At 69.6% G+C, this 18838-nt stretch carries 18 protein-coding genes, 2 tRNA genes and 1 pseudogene; 11 read left to right on the forward strand and 10 right to left on the reverse strand.

The window, feature by feature from the left end; genetic code table 11:
* The first annotated feature begins 87 nt into the window (after positions 1-87).
* Positions 88-160, forward strand: a tRNA-Ala gene (locus tag IG84_RS0101060).
* 181 nt (positions 161-341) lie between these two features.
* A complete protein-coding gene (locus IG84_RS0101065) occupies positions 342-575 on the forward strand; it encodes a hypothetical protein (protein ID WP_031050031.1) in 234 nt (77 codons plus the stop codon).
* Between the two features lie 61 nt (positions 576-636).
* On the opposite strand, the pseudogene IG84_RS0101070 reads toward IG84_RS0101065, so the two are convergent.
* Positions 637-954: pseudogene (locus IG84_RS0101070) on the reverse strand (MMPL family transporter); the annotation flags it as partial.
* An 88-nt stretch (positions 955-1042) separates the two neighbouring features.
* Positions 1043-1762, reverse strand: a complete 720-nt coding sequence (locus IG84_RS0101075) for a DUF5324 family protein (RefSeq protein WP_031050035.1) — start codon at positions 1760-1762, stop codon at positions 1043-1045.
* A 533-nt stretch (positions 1763-2295) separates the two neighbouring features.
* Here IG84_RS0101075 and IG84_RS0101080 point away from each other — a divergent pair.
* Together IG84_RS0101080 and IG84_RS0101085 are read left to right on the forward strand one after the other, a co-directional pair.
* Positions 2296-2823: a peptidylprolyl isomerase gene (locus IG84_RS0101080; RefSeq protein ID WP_031050038.1), complete on the forward strand. Its 528-nt coding sequence runs from the start codon at positions 2296-2298 to the stop codon at positions 2821-2823.
* 143 nt (positions 2824-2966) lie between these two features.
* Positions 2967-3896, forward strand: a complete 930-nt coding sequence (locus tag IG84_RS0101085) for a rhomboid family intramembrane serine protease (protein ID WP_031050041.1) — start codon at positions 2967-2969, stop codon at positions 3894-3896.
* Between the two features lie 430 nt (positions 3897-4326).
* Here IG84_RS0101085 and crgA read toward each other — a convergent pair whose 3' ends face one another.
* Entirely contained in the window at positions 4327-4584 is a 258-nt protein-coding gene (gene crgA, locus IG84_RS0101090) for a cell division protein CrgA (protein ID WP_031050045.1), read from the reverse strand.
* Positions 4585-4728: 144 nt separating this feature from the next.
* On the opposite strand from crgA, the gene IG84_RS0101095 reads away from it, so the two are divergent.
* The 6 genes from IG84_RS0101095 (at position 4729) to IG84_RS0101120 (ending at position 9337) form a co-directional block, all read left to right on the forward strand.
* A complete protein-coding gene (locus IG84_RS0101095; protein WP_031050048.1) occupies positions 4729-5499 on the forward strand; it encodes a DUF881 domain-containing protein in 771 nt (256 codons plus the stop codon).
* Positions 5500-5534: 35 nt separating this feature from the next.
* Entirely contained in the window at positions 5535-6233 is a 699-nt protein-coding gene (locus IG84_RS0101100) for a class E sortase (protein WP_031050050.1), read from the forward strand.
* A 71-nt stretch (positions 6234-6304) separates the two neighbouring features.
* On the forward strand, positions 6305-6499 hold the full coding sequence (locus tag IG84_RS0101105; protein WP_031050053.1) for a hypothetical protein: 195 nt from the start codon (positions 6305-6307) through the stop codon (positions 6497-6499).
* A complete protein-coding gene (locus tag IG84_RS0101110) occupies positions 6496-7134 on the forward strand; it encodes an aminodeoxychorismate/anthranilate synthase component II (RefSeq protein ID WP_030259375.1) in 639 nt (212 codons plus the stop codon). Before IG84_RS0101105 ends, IG84_RS0101110 begins: the two co-directional genes overlap by 4 nt.
* Positions 7131-8537 carry a class E sortase gene (locus IG84_RS0101115; protein WP_031050055.1) on the forward strand — a complete coding sequence of 469 codons (1407 nt, stop codon included), beginning with the start codon at positions 7131-7133 and terminating at the stop codon, positions 8535-8537. The genes IG84_RS0101110 and IG84_RS0101115 overlap by 4 nt, the downstream gene beginning before the upstream one ends.
* A gap of 23 nt (positions 8538-8560) precedes the next feature.
* Positions 8561-9337 (forward strand): class E sortase, encoded by a 777-nt coding sequence (locus IG84_RS0101120; protein WP_031050058.1) that lies wholly within the window; start codon positions 8561-8563, stop codon positions 9335-9337.
* Positions 9338-9408: 71 nt separating this feature from the next.
* Here the strand turns inward: IG84_RS0101120 and pknB are convergent, their stop codons facing one another.
* The 6 genes from pknB to IG84_RS0101150 all read right to left on the reverse strand — a co-directional run bounded on the left by pknB (position 9409) and on the right by IG84_RS0101150 (position 17436).
* A complete protein-coding gene (gene pknB / locus IG84_RS0101125; RefSeq protein ID WP_031050061.1) occupies positions 9409-11385 on the reverse strand; it encodes a Stk1 family PASTA domain-containing Ser/Thr kinase in 1977 nt (658 codons plus the stop codon).
* Positions 11386-11530: 145 nt separating this feature from the next.
* Positions 11531-12997, reverse strand: coding sequence for a peptidoglycan D,D-transpeptidase FtsI family protein (locus tag IG84_RS0101130; RefSeq protein ID WP_031050064.1), 1467 nt, complete (start codon positions 12995-12997; stop codon positions 11531-11533).
* Positions 12994-14391 carry an FtsW/RodA/SpoVE family cell cycle protein gene (locus IG84_RS0101135; protein WP_031050068.1) on the reverse strand — a complete coding sequence of 466 codons (1398 nt, stop codon included), beginning with the start codon at positions 14389-14391 and terminating at the stop codon, positions 12994-12996. The genes IG84_RS0101130 and IG84_RS0101135 overlap by 4 nt, the downstream gene beginning before the upstream one ends.
* A gap of 23 nt (positions 14392-14414) precedes the next feature.
* Positions 14415-15947: a PP2C family protein-serine/threonine phosphatase gene (locus IG84_RS0101140; RefSeq protein ID WP_211266399.1), complete on the reverse strand. Its 1533-nt coding sequence runs from the start codon at positions 15945-15947 to the stop codon at positions 14415-14417.
* A 129-nt stretch (positions 15948-16076) separates the two neighbouring features.
* The gene (locus tag IG84_RS0101145; RefSeq protein ID WP_031050073.1) at positions 16077-16613 is read right to left on the reverse strand and encodes an FHA domain-containing protein FhaB/FipA; all 537 of its coding nucleotides are present in this window, start codon (positions 16611-16613) and stop codon (positions 16077-16079) included.
* Between the two features lie 10 nt (positions 16614-16623).
* Complete coding sequence (locus tag IG84_RS0101150; RefSeq protein ID WP_031050076.1) at positions 16624-17436, reverse strand: FHA domain-containing protein; 813 nt, start codon at positions 17434-17436, stop codon at positions 16624-16626.
* Between the two features lie 497 nt (positions 17437-17933).
* On the opposite strand from IG84_RS0101150, the gene IG84_RS0101155 reads away from it, so the two are divergent.
* A tRNA-Leu gene (locus IG84_RS0101155) sits at positions 17934-18017 on the forward strand.
* 109 nt (positions 18018-18126) lie between these two features.
* Here IG84_RS0101155 and IG84_RS0101160 read toward each other — a convergent pair.
* On the reverse strand, positions 18127-18777 hold the full coding sequence (locus IG84_RS0101160) for an FMN-dependent NADH-azoreductase (RefSeq protein WP_031050080.1): 651 nt from the start codon (positions 18775-18777) through the stop codon (positions 18127-18129).
* Positions 18778-18838 lie beyond the last annotated feature (61 nt).

The following is an 18838-nucleotide window of genomic DNA, read 5'->3' on the forward strand; positions in this document are numbered from 1 at the left end:
TCTCGCGAAGCATCCTACGGAGAGCAACCGCCCGGAGCGATACCCGGTCGGGAAAGCGAGCGGGTACCGGGTACTCTGGTGCGCGACGGGGCCTTAGCTCAGTTGGTAGAGCGCTGTCTTTGCATGGCAGATGTCAGGGGTTCGACTCCCCTAGGCTCCACTCTCAAAAGGTCACCCGGCCTGCGGAAACGCCGGCCGGGTGACCTTTTTTCATGGTGGGGAAGGGGCCAACGCCGCCGCGCCCGGACGCTGGACGCCCTCCGGGAGGACGAGGAACAGCCACGCGAGCCGGACGGGCCTGCCGACAAGGAAGGCTAGGACGTCAAGAGGGGGACTCGTACATGACCGGCGCCATCGTCGCCATCTCTATCGTCTTGATCGTCGTCGGGGGAATCACGGCGGCGGTGGTTGCCCACTTCAGGCTGCAGCGCCACCGTGCCGACGCCGTGGCCATGGCCGCGTACCGCGAGCTCGCCGAAGAGGCCGTGGCCCGGCAGGAGGCCCTGCAGGCCGAGCTGGCCGAGCTGAAGGCCCGGGTGGGCTCGATCGACGACATGCTGCGGAGGATCGAGTGACCGGCCCGCCGCCGGGGGCTCGCTCGAAGGGACGTGCTCGCCCGCCCGGCCCGTTCCACGGCTACACCGGCGGCGAGGACGGGACGGCCGCCTGAGGGGCCTCACGTACGGGGGAACCGGCCGCTCCGGTCGGTTGCGCCTGCGCCCTGCGCATCGTGCGGGACGGCCACCAGCTCGCCCTGCCGAGCAGGGTCAGGGCCGACGGCAGGATCATGATGCGGACGAGGAAGGCGTCCAGCAGGACCGCGACGGCGAGGCCGAAGCCCATCTGCTTCATTTCGACCAGGCTGAGGAAGACGAAGCCGGCGAAGACGGTGACCATGACGATCGCGGCGCTGGTCACGACGCCCGCCGAGCTGCCGATCCCGTCCAGTACCGCAAAAAGCCCCCCGAGCTGCGGGAAGCGCTCGGAGGGCGTTCTGCTGTGCGATTGTTCTGCGGTGCCGCTGGGCGGCGGGGCCGGGGGCTTACGCGCGGCCGCCGCCGTCGCGTTCGTCGACCTCGGACTCCGCCTGCTTGGCCTGGACTTCAGGGTCCAGGACCGCGCCGGGGCTGCCGTCCACGGCGCTGAGCGGGGCGCGCTCGCCGACCTCGGTGGCGGCGGGCGGCTCGACCAGCCAGTCCGGGTTGGCCTGCTTGTCCCACCACTTCCACGCGGCGAAGGCGCCACCGGCGAGGATGCCGAGCAGGGTGATCCGCTTGACGGCCTTGCCGGTCCGGGCCCGGCGGCGGTGCTTCTTGGCGAGCTTCTCGATCTCGGCGGCGGTGACCTGTCCGCGCAGCGCCGCCACGGCCGCTGCACCGCGCAGCATGGCTTCCTCGCGGACGGGCTCGGCGGCGGTACGGGCGCTGCGGACAGCCTTCTCCACACGCGGCGCCGTGTAGTCGGTGGCCTGCCGGGCGGCCTTACGGGTACGGGCCGCGGCCTTCGTGGCGGCGGCGTCCACCTTCGGGGGCAGCGCGCCGCGCGCGTGCTCCAGGCGTGGCTGCAGCCGGGCGTCGTACTGCTGACGTGCCTGATGGGCGGCCTCGGTCACCTTGGGGGCCAGTTTCGCGCGCGCCTCGTGGGAGAGGTGCACAGCGGTGTCCTTGGCCGTGCCGGCATACGGAGCCACCACCTCCGCGGCGTGCCGCACGCTGTCCTTGGCCGTTCCGGTGGCGGCGCGCACGCTGTCCTTGCGGGTCACGGGATCCTCCTCATCGGTGGCGTGTCCGGGCTCGGGGGCGCTTGCCCACGTCTGCAGTTCGCCTCTCCGCCCGCTTGCAGATCATGCCTGCGCGGCGGACGTACGGCATGTGCAGGCGGGCATCCGGGTCAATGCGGACTTCGGGCGCCTTGTGATGACAATGCCACGGTTCGGCGCGGCGCGCGCCGCTTCGGCGGCTTCCGGCCGCGGTATCGGGATTCGGCGGTTTCTCGCCCCCTGTCTGCGGGCTGTTGCGGTCTTTCTCCGGCCTGTTCTGCGGCCTGTCTGCGGTTGTGGTCGGTCCGGTCCGTGGTTGGCGTCGGACCGGTCAGCGATTGTGGGCGGTCCGCCCGGTACGGACGTACGGTCGACGCCCTGAGCGGAATGTACGGGTCCCCGCTGGTCGGCGGAGAAAACCCCCAGCAGGGGGGAAATCAGTGCGAACGCCGGGCATGAGGTGGCGGGCGGGGGACGGGCGCGCCCGTTCGTGCGAGGATCGGGAACCGTCAGTGAAGACTTATGGAAGGTAGATCGTGGCTGAGCAGCTCTACGCCACCCTGAAGACCAACCAGGGCGACATCGAACTTCGGCTTCTGCCGAACCACGCCCCGAAGACGGTCAAGAACTTCGTCGAGCTCGCCAAGGGCGAGCGGGAGTGGACCAACCCGGCGACCGGACAGAAGTCCACGGACAAGCTGTACGACGGCACCATCTTCCACCGGGTGATCAGCGGCTTCATGCTCCAGGGCGGCGACCCCCTGGGCAACGGCACCGGCGGTCCGGGCTACGAGTTCGCCGACGAGTTCCACCCGGACCTCGCCTTCGACCGCCCGTACCTGCTGGCCATGGCCAACGCCGGTCCGGGCACCAACGGCTCGCAGTTCTTCATCACCGTGGCTCCGACCGCATGGCTGACCGGCAAGCACACCATCTTCGGTGAGGTCACCAACGACGCGAGCAAGAAGGTCGTGGACGCCATCGCGACCACCCAGACCAACCCGCGCACCGACCGTCCGGTGAACGACGTGGTCATCGAGCAGGTCGTCATCGAGACCCGCTGATCCCCGCCGCACGAGGACCTCTTCGTCACCCCTGCCCGCGGCCTGCCGCGGGCGGCGTGGAACCATGACGCCCCGCCCGGTCGTAGACCAGGCGGGGCGCGCAGCTTGTCAGGGCCGTGCGCCATTGAGGACGAGGGGAAGCGATGGAGCAGGCGCCAGGCAATCCGCAGGGACCGCAGGACGCTCACGGCGGAAACGATCCGTCGGAGGGCGGAAACGGTTCGCCGGGCTGCTACCGCCACCCCGACCGGGCCACCGGCATCAGTTGCACCCGTTGCGAGCGGCCCATCTGCCCGGAGTGCATGGTCAGCGCCTCGGTCGGCTTCCACTGCCCGGAGTGCGTACGCGGCGGCAGCGGGACCGGCCACGCACCGGGTGCGAGCCGCCCCCGTACGGTCGCCGGCGGTGCGCTCACCGCTGATCCGCGGCTGCTCACCAAGATCCTCATCGGCGTCAACGTCGCGGTCTTCGTCGCGGCCATGGTCATCGGTGACCGGTTCGTCAACGCGCTGGACCTGGTGGGCCTGGCCTTCGATCCCGGCTCGCTGGGGCTGGTCGGCGTCGGGCACGGCGAGTGGTACCGCCTGATCACCGCGATGTTCCTGCACCAGCAGGTCATGCACATCGCGTTCAACATGCTCTCGCTGTGGTGGCTGGGGCCGCCGCTGGAGGCGGCGCTCGGCCGGGTCAGGTTCCTCGCGCTGTACTTCCTCGCCGGGCTCGGCGGCAGCGCCCTGTCGTACCTGCTCGCCGCGCAGAACCAGCCGTCGCTGGGCGCGTCCGGCGCGGTCTTCGGGCTGCTGGGCGCCACGGCGGTGCTGCTGCGCCGGCTGAACTACGACATGAAGCCGGTGCTGATCCTGCTCGGCCTGAACCTCGCCTTCACGTTCCTGTGGCCGAACATCGCCTGGCAGGCACACGTGGGCGGCCTGGTGGTGGGTGCCGCGGTGACGTACGCCATGGTGCACGCGCCGCGCGGCCGCCGGAACGCGATACAGGCTGCGGCCTGCGTGCTGGCGCTCCTGGTGATCGTCGCGGTCGTGTGGATCCGCACCGTCCAGCTCACCGGCTGACGGCTGCTGTACCGGACGAGCCCGAGGGCGCGCAGGCGGAGCCGGGCGCGGAGCGGGCCCCGGCCGTCAGGCAGTCGTGCCCTCGGGCCTCCCGGCCGAGGAGCCCACTCAGCACCCATAGGGGACCCACTCGACACCCACAGGAGTCACACGGCTCCCGGCCGCCCCTCGGGCACCAGCCCGGAGTGATCGTCCGTTCACTTGTCCACAGCTCGTGTCGGCCCCTGTGCGCAGGGTGCAGAATCCCGGCAAGGGGGACCGCTGCAGGGACGTTTCCCCAGTACAGCGCGGTGGTACCCGGTCATCGGCGGCACCCGCCGCCGGTGTGACCGGCGTCAACCCCACAGGGGTTATCCACAGATCTTCTGAAGTTTTCCCCGGCTGTGGATAACCGTGTGGATGGCCTTGGGTACAGCTTGCGTTCGGGGCGCTACTTCCACTGCGTGGAGACGCCGAAGCCCACCGCGATGAAGCCGAAGCCGGCCACGATGTTCCAGTTTCCCATCGACTTGATGGGCAGGTCACCTTCGGTCACGTAGAAGCACACGATCCACGCCAGTCCGATCAGGAACATCGCCAGCATCAGCGGCGCCACCCAGCCCCGCCCTGAGTTCAGCTTGATCGAGGTCTGCTTCGCCGACGGCGGCGGCGTGAAGTCGTCCTTCTTGCGGATCCGTGACTTCGGCACGAGGAACTCTCCTGTCGATGCGCTGCGTAACCGCGCGGATGTACAAAGGCTGGCACCGGGGTGGGGGGCGTCGGGGATCGGGTGCTCCCCCCGGGGCGTCCGTTAGCGTAGTGCTTCCGCGGCGTCGTAAGGAGTAAGGGTACGTTGAGCAATTCCGCTGACTCCCCCGGCCGCCGCTCCCGTTTGCGGCTGCGCCCCGTACGCCTGTTGACGCTTGTCGTCTTCGCGCTGGCCGGCCTGCTCTTCTGGATCAGTTTCGACACCGCGCGCGGCACGAACCTGCGCTCGGACGACTCCATGCTGCGGCTGTCCGATCTCATCCAGGACCACAGCCAGAAGAACAAGATCCAGGACGAGCGGAACGCCTCGCTGCGCACCGACGTCGACCGCCTCGCCGGCAAGGACAGCGGCAGCACCGATGCCGACAAGGCCCGGGTCGACGCGCTGGAGAAGAACGCGGGGACGAAGAAGGTGAGCGGCCAGGCCCTGACCGTCACCCTCACCGACGCCCCGCCCAACGCCACCGCCCAGATCCCCGGCGTGCCCGAGCCGCAGCCCAACGACCTGGTCATCCACCAGCAGGACCTGCAGGCCGTGGTCAACGCCCTGTGGCAGGGCGGCGCCAAGGGCATCAAGGTCATGGACCAGCGGCTGATCTCCACCAGCGCGGTGCGCTGCGTCGGCAACACCCTGATCCTCCAGGGCCGGGTCTACTCCCCGCCCTACACCGTCACCGCCGTGGGCGACCGCCAGGCGCTGACCGACTCCCTGAACGCTTCACCCGCCATCCAGAACTACCTCCAGTACGTCGACGCCTACGGCCTCGGCTGGAAAGTCGAGCCGCACGGGGCGATGACGCTGCCCGGCTACTCCGGCACAGTGGATCTCCACTACGCACAGCCTGTGAAGCCGTAGCGCGCGGGGGCGCGCACAAGCGCGGAGGGCGGGGGATGACGGTACGGCTGATCGTCAGGACGTTCAGCGAGCTGTGCCTGACCATCGGCACACTGATCGTGCTCTTCGTCGTCTACGTCCTGTACTGGACCGGCGTACGGGCCGACAGCGCCATGGATGGCGAGCTCGGCCGGCTGCAGGACCGCTGGTCCACGGGGCCGGTCGCGACCGCCTCACCCGCTCCGGACGACGGCAAGCCGCACGAACCCGCGGCGCCCGCGTACCGCGACGGCGAGCCCTTCGCCGTCATGTACATCCCGCGCTTCGGCCGCGACTGGGCCAAACCCGTCCTGGAGGGCACCGCCACCGGCACCCTGCAGAAGGGCCTCGGCCACTACGCCCGTACCGCACGCCTCGGCGTGACCGGAAACTTCGCCGTCGCGGGCCACCGCCGCACCTACGGCGACCCCTTCAAGGACTTCCCGCGGCTGCGGCCCGGCGACGCGGTCGTGATCAGCGACGGCACGACGTGGTTCACGTACCGCATCGACAAGCGGCCCTATCGCACGCTGCCCGGCGACATCGGGGTGATCGACCCGGTACCGGGCACATCCGGCTACGACGGCCCCGGCCGCTACCTCACCCTGACGACCTGCGAGCCGGAGTGGGGGCACAGCCACCGGCTCATCGCCTGGGCGCATCTGGACGCCACCGCACCCGTGGTCGCGGGACGTCCGGCGGCATTGCGAAGCTGAGCCACATGGCCAAGGCTCGCCCCTTACTCTGGTGGGGCAAATGACAACTGGCATCGGCAAGTAGGGACAGCATGTACGGCTGGATCTGGCGGCATCTGCCGGGCAACGCATGGGTGAAGGCACTGATCTCGCTCGTGCTCGCGCTGGCGATCGTCTTCCTGCTCTTCCAGTACGTCTTTCCATGGGCGGAGCCGCTGCTCCCCTTCAACGACGTCACGGTCGACCAGGGCATGGGTGCCGCACAGCAGATGGGAGCCGTCCGATGAGCGCGAGGATCCTCGTCGTCGACAACTACGACAGCTTCGTCTTCAACCTCGTCCAGTACCTCTACCAGCTCGGTGCCGAGTGCGAGGTGCGGCGGAACGACGAGGTGGAGCCGGGGCACGCACAGGACGGCTTCGACGGCGTCCTGCTCTCGCCGGGCCCGGGCGCGCCCGAGCAGGCCGGCGTCTGCATCGACATGGTGCGGCACTGCGCGGACACCGACGTGCCGGTCTTCGGCGTCTGCCTGGGCATGCAGTCGATGGCGGTGGCGTACGGCGGTGTCGTGGGCCGCGCCCCCGAGCTGCTGCACGGCAAGACGTCGCTGGTGACGCATGAGCACAAGGGCGTCTTCCAGGGGCTGCCCACGCCCTTCACGGCCACCCGGTACCACTCCCTGTCGGTCGAGCGGGACACGCTGCCGGACGAGCTGGAGGTCACCGCCTGGACGGAGACCGGCCTGGTGATGGGCGTGCGCCACCGCGAACTGCGAGTGGAGGGCGTGCAGTTCCACCCGGAGTCGGTGCTGACGGAGTGGGGCCACGGAATGCTCGCCAACTGGCTGGTCGAGTGCGGTGACGAGGGAGCGGTGGAGCGTTCGACGGGGCTTGCCCCCGTGGTCGGCAAGGCCGGCGCGTGACCGCACTCCGCCCCGAGCGCGAAGGCACGTCGTCGTACGGTCCTCATGATCCGTACGACGGCTCTGCCGCGTTCGAGGCGGCCGTCGGGGAGCTCGGCGATCCCCTGACGGACCCCCTGCCCGGCCGGAACCAGCACGAGCACCAGCAGTACTACGACCAGCCGCAGTACGAGGATCCGGCCGCCGGGTACGAACCGACCGCGACCTACCTGCAGGTCCCGTCCTACGAACCGACCGCTGCCTATCCGCAGGTCCCGGCCTACGAACAGGCCGGGACGTACGCGTACGCCCAGGAGGACCCGGGCGCGTACAGCGAGGCGGCGCTCGCGTCGGCCGAGACGCTCATCGCCCCGGCCGTGCCGTACCTGCCCGCCGACGACGAGACGGTGACGCCGCGGCAGGACGACGAGACGATGGCGCTGCGGCAGGCGGACGCGAAGGCCGTGAAACGGCCCGAGGACGCTGTTTCACGTGAAACAGAGACTCCGGCCCCCGGCGGCCGCGCCGCGCGGCGCAGAGCGGCGCAGGCGGCCGCCAAACAGGGTGGCAAACGTGCCCGCCGCGCCGCTCCAGCCGCGGAGGCCGCCAGACGGGGCGGCAAACGCGCCCGTCGCCCGGCCCCGGCCGCGAACGCTGCGGAGACCGCGAAGGCCGCAGAGACCGCCCCCGAGTCCGCACCGACCTCGCGAGTCGCCGCCCGACGGGCCGCTCGCGCCCGAAAGGAGAGCGTCGGCGTCGTCGTCAGCCGGGTCACGGGCGAGGCGTTCATCACGCTCGGCGTGCTGATGCTGCTGTTCGTCGCCTACCAGCTCTGGTGGACCAACGTCCTGGCGCACAACCAGGCGGGCGGCGCGGCCAGCAACCTCCAGCAGGAGTGGGACAAGGACGGCGCGGACAAGCGCGCGGCGGGCGCGTTCTCGCCCGGCCAGGGCTTCGCGATCATGTACATCCCGAAGCTCGACGTGAAGGTCCCCATCGCCGAGGGCATCAGCAAGACCGGCGTCCTGGACCACGGCATGGTCGGCCACTACGGCGAGGGCAAGCTGAAGACGGCGATGCCCTGGGACAAGACGGGGAACTTCGCGGTCGCGGGCCACCGCAACACCCACGGCGAGCCGTTCCGCTACATCAACCGGCTGGTGAAGGGCGACAAGATCGTCGTCGAGACCCGCAGCCGCTTCTACACGTACGAGATGGAGAGCATCCTCCCGCAGACCTCGCCCTCCAACATCGGGGTGATCGGCCCGATCCCGCCCGGCTCCGGCTTCACCGAGCCCGGCCGGTACCTCACGCTGACCACGTGCACCCCGGAGTTCACCAGTACCTACCGGATGATCGTGTGGGGCAAGATGGTCGAGGAGCGGCCGCGGAGCAAGGGCAAGCCGGATGCGCTCGTCAGCTGAGCACCATCAGGGGGTACCACGCGGTGACTGCCACCGGACAGGACGCGGACGCCTGCCGCGTCGAGGACACTGAGGCATCCGAGGCGTCGTCCAGCACGCCGCCCCCGCCCCCGCCGCGGAAGGCGCGGCGCCGGATCGCCGCGGTCGTCAGCGTCATCGGCGAGCTGCTGATCACGGCAGGCGTGGTCATGGGCCTCTTCGTCGCCTACTCGCTGTGGTGGACCAACGTCCTCGCCGACCGCGCGGCGCACCACCAGGGTGACCGGGTCCGGCAGCACTGGGCGAAGGCCAAGAGCCCGGAGCAGAAGGAGCTGGACACCAAGGACGGCATCGGCTTCCTGCACGTCCCCGCGATGAAGAACGGCGAGGTGCTGGTCAAGAAGGGCACCAGCAGCAAGGTCCTCAACGACGGGGTGGCCGGCTACTACACCGACCCCGTGAAGTCCGCGCTGCCGCAGGACAAGACGGGGAACTTCACGCTCGCCGCGCACCGGGACGGGCACGGCGCCAAGTTCCACAACATCGACAAGCTGAAGAAGGGCGACGCGGTCGTCTACGAGTCGCAGGACACCTGGTACGTCTACAAGGTCTTCGCGACGCTGCCGGAGACCTCCAAGTACGACGTCGGTGTGCTGGAGAAGACGCCCAAGGAGTCCGGCAAGCGTAAGCCGGGCCGCTACATCACGCTGACGACCTGCACGCCGGTCTACACCTCCACCTACCGCTACATCGTGTGGGGCGAGCTGGTCCGCACCGAGAAGGTCGACGCCGACCGCACTCCGCCCAAGGAGCTGCGCTAGTCCGCAGGCGTACGCGAGAGGGCCCGGGGCGCAATGCCCCGGGCCCTCTTCGTGTGCCGACTGCCGCCGGCTCAGTTCTTGTCGCGGCCCCAGCCGCCGGCGCCGCCGAAGAAGCCGCCGTCGTCCCCGCCGTCCTCGTTGCCGGGCATCGTGGTGAGGTTCACGGGCGTGTTCTTGGCGACCTCGGTGCCGGCCACCGGGTCGGACACCACGACGGTGGCCTTGTCGTCCTGCGGCCCGGTGATGTTGCCGACCGCGAGACCCATGTCGGTGAGGGTCTTCTTGGCGTCCTTGAGCTTCTGGTTGGCCAGGTCGGGAACCTGGACCTTCTCGGCCGCCTTGGCGACGGTCAGGGTGATCGTGGAGCCGTTCTCGGCCTGGCTGCCGCCGGCCGGGTCCTGCGACAGCACGGTCTCGGCCGGCTGGTCGGACTCCTGGTCGGTGCGTGCCACCTCGAAGCCCAGGTCGGTGAGCTGCTTCTGCGCCGCGTCGAAGGGCTTGTTCGTGACGTCGGGCACCGAGGTCTTCGGCTTGGCGGCCGCGACGGTCAGAGTGATCGTCTTGTCCTTGGCGGCCTCGGTCTGGCTCTCGGGGTCCTGCCGGATGACCTTGCCGGGGGTCTGGTCGGACTGCTCCGTCGTCTGCTGGACGTCCGTGAAGCCCTTGTTCTCCAGGATCGACTTGGCCTTGTCGAAGGTGTAGCCGAGCACGTCCGGCACGGTGACCTTGGCCGGCCCGGTGCACATCGTGACCGTGACCGTGTCGCCCTTGCCGATGGTCGCCCGGGGCTTCGGGTTCTGCTTGGTGACCTGGCCCTTTTCGACGTTGTCGCAGGTCGTGCTACCGCCCCTGACCACCTCGAAGTCGCCGTTGCGGCCGGCCTCCTTGGCCTCGGTGAGGGTCTTGCCGACCAGGCTGGGCACGTCGAGGTCGCCGCCGGCCTTGCCGCCGCTGAACATCGCTTTGCCGATGAAGATCGCGCCGATCAGCACCAGGACCGCCGCCACGATCAGCAGGATCGTGGAGGTGCGGTTCTTCTTCTGGCCGCGGCGCCGGTCCGGACGGTCGTCGTAGCCGTAACCGCCGTCATCGGGGTTGACCGGCGGCAGCATGGACGTGGCGCCCGCTGGGTCCTGCGGCCGCAGCGTCGCGGTGGGCTGGTCCTGGTCGTAGCCGACGGCGCCGAGCGCCGCGGTGGCCGCGACCGGCTGCCCGTCCAGCGCCGCCTCGATGTCGGCGCGCATCTCGTCCGCCGACTGATAGCGGTAGTCGGGGTCCTTGACCAGGGCCTTCAGGACGATGGCGTCCATCTCGGGCGTGATCTCGGAGTCGAAGTTGCTCGGCGGCTGCGGCTCCTCGCGTACGTGCTGGTACGCGACCGCGACCGGCGAGTCGCCGACGAACGGCGGCCGTACGGTGAGGAGTTCGTACAGCAGACAGCCGGTGGAGTAGAGGTCCGAGCGGGCGTCGACCTGCTCGCCCTTGGCCTGCTCCGGGGAGAGGTACTGCGCGGTACCGATCACCGCGGCGGTCTGCGTCATCGTCATCCCGGCGTCACCCATCGCGCGGGCGATGCCGAAGTCCATGACCTTGACCTGGCCGGTGCGGGTGAGCATGACGTTCGCGGGCTTGATGTCGCGGTGGACGATGCCGGCCCGGTGCGAGTACTCCAGCGCCTGGAGCACACCGATGGTCATCTCCAGGGACCGCTCGGGCAGCAGCTTGCGGCCGGAGTGCAGCAGCTCACGCAGCGTGGAGCCGTCGACGTACTCCATCACGATGTACGGGATCGAGACGCCGTCGACGTAGTCCTCGCCGGTGTCGTAGACCGCGACGATGGACGGGTGGTTCAGCGAGGCGGCCGACTGGGCCTCCCGGCGGAACCGGGCCTGGAACGACGGATCGCGGGCGAGGTCCACGCGCAGCGTCTTCACAGCGACGGTGCGACCCAGGCGAGTGTCATGGGCGAGGTAGACCTCGGCCATGCCGCCGCGGCCGAGCACCGAGCCCAGCTCGTACCGGCCGCCGAGGCGACGCGGCTCTTCCATAGCTACTCCAGCCCTCTCCGTTGATCCCGACCGCACCTGTGTGTGGTCCGGCGGTGTGCTGTTCGGGCATACCGTACCCGGCACGCCTGACGTGGCCCGGCCACGGCCGCCACCTGATATCCGACCGGTACGGTCGTGACCGAGGTCACTTGTTGCCGTCGATTACCGCCTCCATGACGGCCTTGGCGACGGGAGCGGCGAGCTTGCCGCCCGCGATGTCGCCACGCAGGGTGTCGGACCCCTCGATGACCACGGCGACGGCCACTGGGGTGCCCTTGTCGGTCTTGGCGTAGGAGATGAACCAGGCGTACGGGTTGTCCTTGTTGTCCTCACCGTGCTGCGCCGTACCGGTCTTGCCGCCGACCGTGACGCCCGGGATCTGCGCGGTGGTGCCGGTACCGGACTTGACGACCGTCTCCATCATGTCCTGCAGCTTCTGCGCGTTCTCCGGCTTCAGCGGCTCGCTGAGCTTCTCCGGCTGCGTCTGCTGGATGACGTTGAGGTTCGGCGCGACCAGCTTGTCGACCATGTACGGCTTCATCAGCGTGCCGCCGTTGGCGACGGCCGAGGCGACCATGGCCATCTGCAGCGGCGTGGCGCGGTTGGACGCCTGCCCGATGCCGGCCATGGCGTTCTGCGGCCGGTTGTCCTTGGGGTAGACGCTGGCGTCCGCGCGGACCGGGGTGAAGTGCTCCTTGTTGAAGCCGAACTGGTCGGCCTCCTCGATCATCTTCTTGTTGCCCAGGTCGGCGCTGATCTTGCCGAAGACGCTGTTGCAGGACACCCGCAGCGCCTCGCGCAGCGTGGCGTTCTCGCAGGGGAGGTTGCCCTCGTTGTTCAGCGGCTGGTGCGCGGTGTCCGGCAGGTAGTAGGGCAGCGGCGAGTTCGTCTTCGCGTCGATGTCCGTGTACAGGCCGTTCTCCAGCGCCGCGGCGGCGGTGACGACCTTGAAGGTCGAGCCGGGCGGGTAGGTCTGGCGCAGCGCCCGGTTCAGCATCGGCTCGTCGGGGTCGCTCTTCTTCAGCAGCCCGTTGTACGCCTTGGCGTCGTCGTCGCTCATGCCGGCGAAGCTGGACGGGTCGTAGGACGGCGCCGAGGACAGCGCGAGGATCGCGCCGGTCTCGGGGTTGATGGCCGCGACCGCGCCCTTCTTGCCCTTCAGACCGTCGTACGCGGCCTTCTGCGCCTTCGGGTCCAGGGTCGTGACGACGTCACCGCCCTGCTGCTTCTCACCGGTGAACATGTCCACCGTGCGGCTGAAGAACAGCTTGTCGTCGGTGCCGGTGAGGACCGGGTCGTACAGCTTCTCCAGCTGGTTCGCGTCGAACGCCTGCGAGGCGTACCCGGTGACCGGCGCCCACATGGGGCCGTCCTTGTAGGTCCGCTTGTACTTGAAGTCGCCGCTGTCCGTGGTGGTCGAGCCGGTCACGGGCTTGTCGCCGACGATGATGTTGCCGCGCGGGATGCTGTACCGCTCGATGGCCACCCGGCGGTTGTGGGAATCGTTCTTGAGTTCGTCGGCCTGGACGAACTGCACCCAGTTGACGCGGATGAGCAGGGCGAGGACGAGCAGGCCGCAGAAGATCGCGACCCGGCGCAGGGGCTTGTTCACGGTCGGACCACCTGGGTCATCTCGGCGTCGGTGGAGGGAGCGGGGGCCGGGGCCGGGCGGCGCGCGGTGTCGCTGATCCGGAGCAGGATCGCGACCAGTGCCCAGTTGGCGATGACGGACGAACCGCCCTGCGCCAGGAACGGCATGGTCATACCGGTCAGCGGGATCAGCCCCGTGACACCGCCGGCGACGACGAAGACCTGCAGCGCGAACGCGCCGGACAGGCCGACGGCCAGCAGCTTGCCGAACGGGTCGCGGGCGGCCAGCGCCGTACGGATGCCGCGCTCGATCAGCAGGCCGTAGAGCAGCAGGATGGCCATGACTCCGGCCAGGCCCAGCTCCTCGCCGACAGTGGCGAGGATGTAGTCGCTCTTCGGCGCGATACCGCCGATGAGGCGGGAGTACCCCTGCCCGAGGCCCGACCCGAGGATGCCGCCGGAACCGAAGGAGTACATCGCCTGGGCGGTCTCGGTGACGCCCCCGTTGAGCAGTTCCAGGGGGTTCAGCCAGTTGTGCACACGGGTCTGCACGTGGGACTCGAAGGTGGCCACGGCGACCGCGCCGGCGCCGCTGAGCAGCAGACCGAAGACGATCCAGCTGGTCCGCTCCGTCGCGACGTACAGCATGATCACGAAGAGGCCGAAGAACAGCAGCGACGTACCGAGGTCGGTTTCGAAGACCAGGATCATCAGGCTCAGCGCCCAGATGACCAGGATCGGGCCGAGGTCACGGCCGCGCGGCAGGTACAGGCCCATGAAGCGGCGGCTGGCCAGCGCCAGCGCGTCCCGCTTCACCATCAGGTACCCGGCGAAGAAGATCGCGATGATGATCTTCGCGAACTCGCCCGGCTGCAGCGAGCCCACGCCCGGGATCGTGATCCAGATGCGGGCACCGAAGCGGGCCGGGAAGAACACCGGCAGGATCAGCAGGACCAGCGCTGCCACCATGGAGATGTAGGTGTAGCGCTGCAGGACGCGGTGGTCCTTCAGGAAGATCAGTACGCCCAGGAACAGTGCGACGCCGAGCGTGGACCACATGAGCTGTCCCGGCGCCATCGCCCCGCCGAGCTGCGGCGTGGTGATCTGCGGCTCCTGGTCCAGGCGCCAGATGAACACCAGGCCCAGCCCGTTCAGCAGCGTGGAGACCGGGAGCATCAGCGGGTCCGCGTACGGGGCCCACTTCCGCACGACCAAGTGCGCGACGCCCGCCAGCAGGCCGAGGCCCAGGGCGTAGCCGAGCACGCCGGCGGGGACCGTGTCCTCCTTGGCGAGCCCCACGTTGATGTAGGCGAACACCGGGATGATCACGGCGAAGACGAGCAGCGCCAGTTCGGTGTTCCGGCGGCTCGGGGCTCCGATCGTCCCGATGGTGGTGGTGTTGCTGGTACTGCTCATGAGATCAACGGCCCCCTACGCCCTCACTGCTGGGTGCTGCAATTCTTCTCCAGCCGCTGCTGCTCCACTGAGGGGGAGTTGCTGGTGGACGGCGTAGGAGTGGGGCTCGCGCTGCTCGTCGCGCTGCCCGGCCCGGCCGTGGAGCTGGGCTTGGCGGTCGCGCCCGGCTTCGTACCGGCGGTGCCGCCGGCCTGGCGCTCGCTCTTCTTGCGGGCCGCCTCGCGCTCCGCGGCCTCCCGCTGCTGCAGGGACTTGCACGCGCCGGCCTGCTTGCCGAGCTCGCCGACCTTGGCCAGTGCCTGGTTGTGGCTGTCGACCGCGATCGTCTCCTCGACCTGCTTGCGCTGGTAGGCGGGCAGGTACTTGAGTTCGATCTCGGGGTGGTCCTGGTCGATCTTGTTCATGGAGAACCACGCCAGGTCCTGGCTGATGCCCTGGTACAGGGCCACGTGCCCGTCCCTGGCACCCACGAAGTACTGCGACTGCGTCCAGCGGTATCCCGCGTACAGTCCGCCGCCGACCACGGCCAGGCACAGCGCGACGATCAGCGTCGGCTTGAGCCACCGGCCCCGCCGCCGCGGCTGCGCGTAGTCCTCGTCGACGAACGCGCCGTACGCGCCCTGCGGCGGCACCGTCTCCGCGCCGCCGCTCCCGGGCGGGCCGAACCCGCCGGCCGGCTGCGGGGGCACGTCGCCGCGCCCGCCGCGCCCCAGCTCGGCCGCGCGGCCCGCCGGGGTGTGCAGGGCACCGTCGTCGTACTGGTGCTGGTTCTCCGCGACCGCGCCCACGATCACCGGGGTGTCGTTGAGCTGCCCGGCGAGGGTGTCGGTGTCGTCGACGTTCAGTACGTCGGCCACGATGCAGGTGATGTTGTCCGGGCCGCCGCCGCGCAGCGCGAGCTGGATCAACTCCTGCACGGTCTCGTGCGGGCCCTGGTAACTGGCGAGGGTGTCCTCCATCGTCTGGTGGCTCACCACCCCCGACAGCCCGTCCGAGCAGATCAGGTACCGGTCCCCGGCCCGCACCTCTCTGATGGAGAGGTCGGGCTCGACGTGGTCACCGCTGCCCAGCGCGCGCATCAGCAGCGACCGCTGCGGGTGCGTGGTGGCCTCTTCCTCGGTGATGCGGCCCTCGTCGACCAGCCGCTGGACCCACGTGTGGTCCTGCGTGATCTGCGTCAGCACGCCGTCGCGCAGCAGGTACGCGCGCGAGTCGCCGACGTGCACGAGGCCGAGCCGCTGCCCGGTCCACAGCAGGGCGGTCAGGGTCGTACCCATGCCCTCGAGCTGCGGGTCCTCCTCGACCATGACGCGCAACTGGTCGTTCGCGCGCTGCACGGCCGTGCCGAGCGAGGTGAGGATGTCCGAGCCGGGCACGTCGTCGTCGAGCTGGACGAGCGTGGAGATGACCTCGGAGGAGGCGACCTCGCCGGCGGCCTGGCCGCCCATGCCGTCGGCGATGGCGAGCAGGCGGGGGCCGGCGTATCCGGAGTCCTCGTTGCCTTCCCGGATCATGCCCTTGTGGGATCCCGCGGCGAAACGCAGTGACAGACTCATGCGCACCTCGCCCGTCGGCTCGGGGTACAGCCGGTCTCGCGCCACACTGCCCACCCTCCGGTCGGGAGCGTGCACAGGCCGGCCGAGAGGACCGCCGCGGCTCGCTCGCTCCGCTCGCTCATTGTCGTACTACTTCCGCAGCTCGATGACGGTCTTGCCGATGCGGATCGGGGCTCCCAGCGGGATCGGCGTCGGAGTCGTCAGCCGGGTCCGCTCGAGGTACGTGCCGTTCGTGGATCCGAGGTCCTCGACGATCCACTGGCCGTCACGGTCCGGGTAGATCCTGGCATGCCGGCTGGAGGCGTAATCGTCGTCCAGCACGATCGTGGAGTCGTGCGCCCTGCCGAGGCTGATGGTCTGGCCCTGCAGGGCGACCGTCGTGCCCGTGAGGGTCCCTTCGGAGACCACCAGCTTGGTGGGAGCGCCGCGGCGCTGGCGGCTGTTGCCGCCGCGGCCGCTCTCCTGGCGACGCTGCGCCTGCGGCGGTGCCGCCGTCTGCCGCTGTGCGCCTCGCTGCTGCTCCTGGCCCCCGCGACGGGCGGCGCCGCGCTGCGTGACGCGCGTGCCGAACAGATCGCTGCGGATGACCTGTACGGCCACGATGACGAACAGCCACAGTACGGCGAGGAAACCCAACCGCATGACCGTGAGGGTCAGCTCTGACATTGCCCCCGCTTCACCCTTCGGCTTGCCGGTAAACGATGGTGGTGCTGCCCACGACGATCCGCGAGCCGTCGCGGAGCGTAGCGCGGGTGGTGTGCTGCCCGTCCACCACGATGCCGTTCGTCGACCCGAGATCCTGGATCGAGGACGGCGATCCGGCCCGGATCTCGCAGTGACGGCGCGAGACCCCCGGATCGTCGATGCGCACATCGGCGTCGGTGCTGCGGCCGAGCACCAGCGTCGGACGCGAGATCTGGTGGCGGGTGCCGTTGATCTCGATCCAGCGCCGGGTCTGGGTCTGCGGCTGCGGGCCCGCTGTGGGGCGCGCGGCCGGCGGCGCACCGGGCGGCGGGGACGAGGGCATGGGGGGCGGGCCCACGTGTCCGCCGCCGGGCCGGCCGGCCCGGGCCGCGCCTGCACCCTGGGGTGCGGCGCCTCCCTGCTGCGACGTGCTGGCGGCGAGGGTACGGCTGCGCACGCGGTACAGGCCGGTGTCCAGGTCCTCGGCCTTCTCCAGATGGACCTTGATGGCACCCATGAACGTGTAGCGCTGCTGCTTGGCGTAGTCCCGCACCATGCTGGACAGCTCGTCGCCGAGCTGCCCGCTGTAGGGGCTGAGACGCTCGTAGTCCGGAGCGCTCAGCTCCACGATGAAGTCGTTCGGGACGACGGTCCGGTCGCGGTTCCAGATCGTGGCGTTGTTGTCGCACTCACGCTGGAGCGCGCCCGCGATCTCCACGGGCTGCACCTCGGACTTGAACACCTTGGCGAAGGTGCCGTTGACGAGGCCCTCGAGACGCTGCTCGAAGCGTTTCAGTACTCCCACGGGGCACCTCCTTCCTCAGTCTTCTTCAGGGTCGTCCCTGTACTGCTTACTGATCGTATCCACGCGTCGGGAAAACAGCTGGTTCCCCTTTCCCGCCTAGAGGACGAGTGTCGCCTCTCACAAGGTTGCCCACGCTCGCCGTCCGATGCTGACTGCGATCGTAGATGCGGCCGGACGACAGTGTCCCGCAACTGCCGAGCTCCCCGGGCGGGCGGGGCCGTTGAGGAGCCGCGCGGTGCACGGATGGACCTTCGCGACGGGCGCCGTACTGACGCGACGGGGAGGATTGGATGTCCGCCGCGGGGCCGGGTGGGTGACGGCCGGGAGGTCGGTACGGAGGACGGGTCCATGACCGGCAGGGCGGTGGCCTGCGGAGAACGGGTGTGAAGGCACCCCCCACAGCGTGCTAATGTTTTCCATGTCGAAAGGCGCTCCCGCCGAAGACCCGGACCGAACGGCCCGGATCCCCGGTGAGAGAATCAGACGGCAACACCCATGCGCGGGTGGCGGAATAGGCAGACGCGCTGGATTCAGGTTCCAGTGCCCGAAAGGGCGTGGGGGTTCAACTCCCCCCTCGCGCACAGAGGACCCCCGGTCCCGGAGAGATCCGGACCGGGGGTTTTTCGTTGTCCGAAACTGCGGCGGCGGGTGTGAGGCGTACCTCACACCCGCCGTACGGCTCGGTCCGGCTCAGGCGGCGACGCGCTCCGCGAGCTCCTTCGCCTTGGTGGCCGCTTCCTGCTGGGCCTTCTCGCGGGACTCCTCGAAGAGCGGGATCAGCTCGGCCATCGCCGGGTTCGACGGCGCCATCGTCAGCTCGGGCACGATGAAGTCCACCTTGAAGCCGAGCCCGCCGGTGAGCACGGACTCCAGGTAGTTCTGCACGTACTCGAAGTCCTCGCGCGGGGTGCCCGGCGCGTAGCTGCCGCCGCGGCTGGCGACGACGACGGCGGGGGTGCCCTTGGCGGACGGCTCCGCACCGGCCGTGCGGCCCATGATGATCGTCTGGTCCAGCCACGCCTTCAGGGTCGAGGGGATCGTGAAGTTGTACATCGGTGCGCCGATCACGATCGCGTCCGCCTGCTCGATCTCCTCGGCGAGCTTCGTGCGCAGCGCGAAGGCGGTCTGCTGCTCCGGGGTGTGCGTGGCGGGGTCGCTGAAGCCGGCCGAGGCGGCGACGCCGTCGAGGTGCGGCAGCGGCTCGGCCGCCAGGTCGCGGTGGATGACCGTGCCGCCGGGGTGCTGCTCCTCCCAGGTCCTGCGGAAGGCGGCGGTCACGGCACGGGAGGCGGATACGCCCTCGGGCGAGACGGATGAATCGATGAGCAGCAGCGTGGCCATGGTGAGCTCCTTAGTGGAAAACCGTATGCACCTATGGATACCACAGTTACTTACTTTTTTA

The organism is Streptomyces ochraceiscleroticus, from assembly GCF_000720485.1.
Lineage (GTDB): Bacteria > Actinomycetota > Actinomycetes > Streptomycetales > Streptomycetaceae > Streptomyces > Streptomyces ochraceiscleroticus.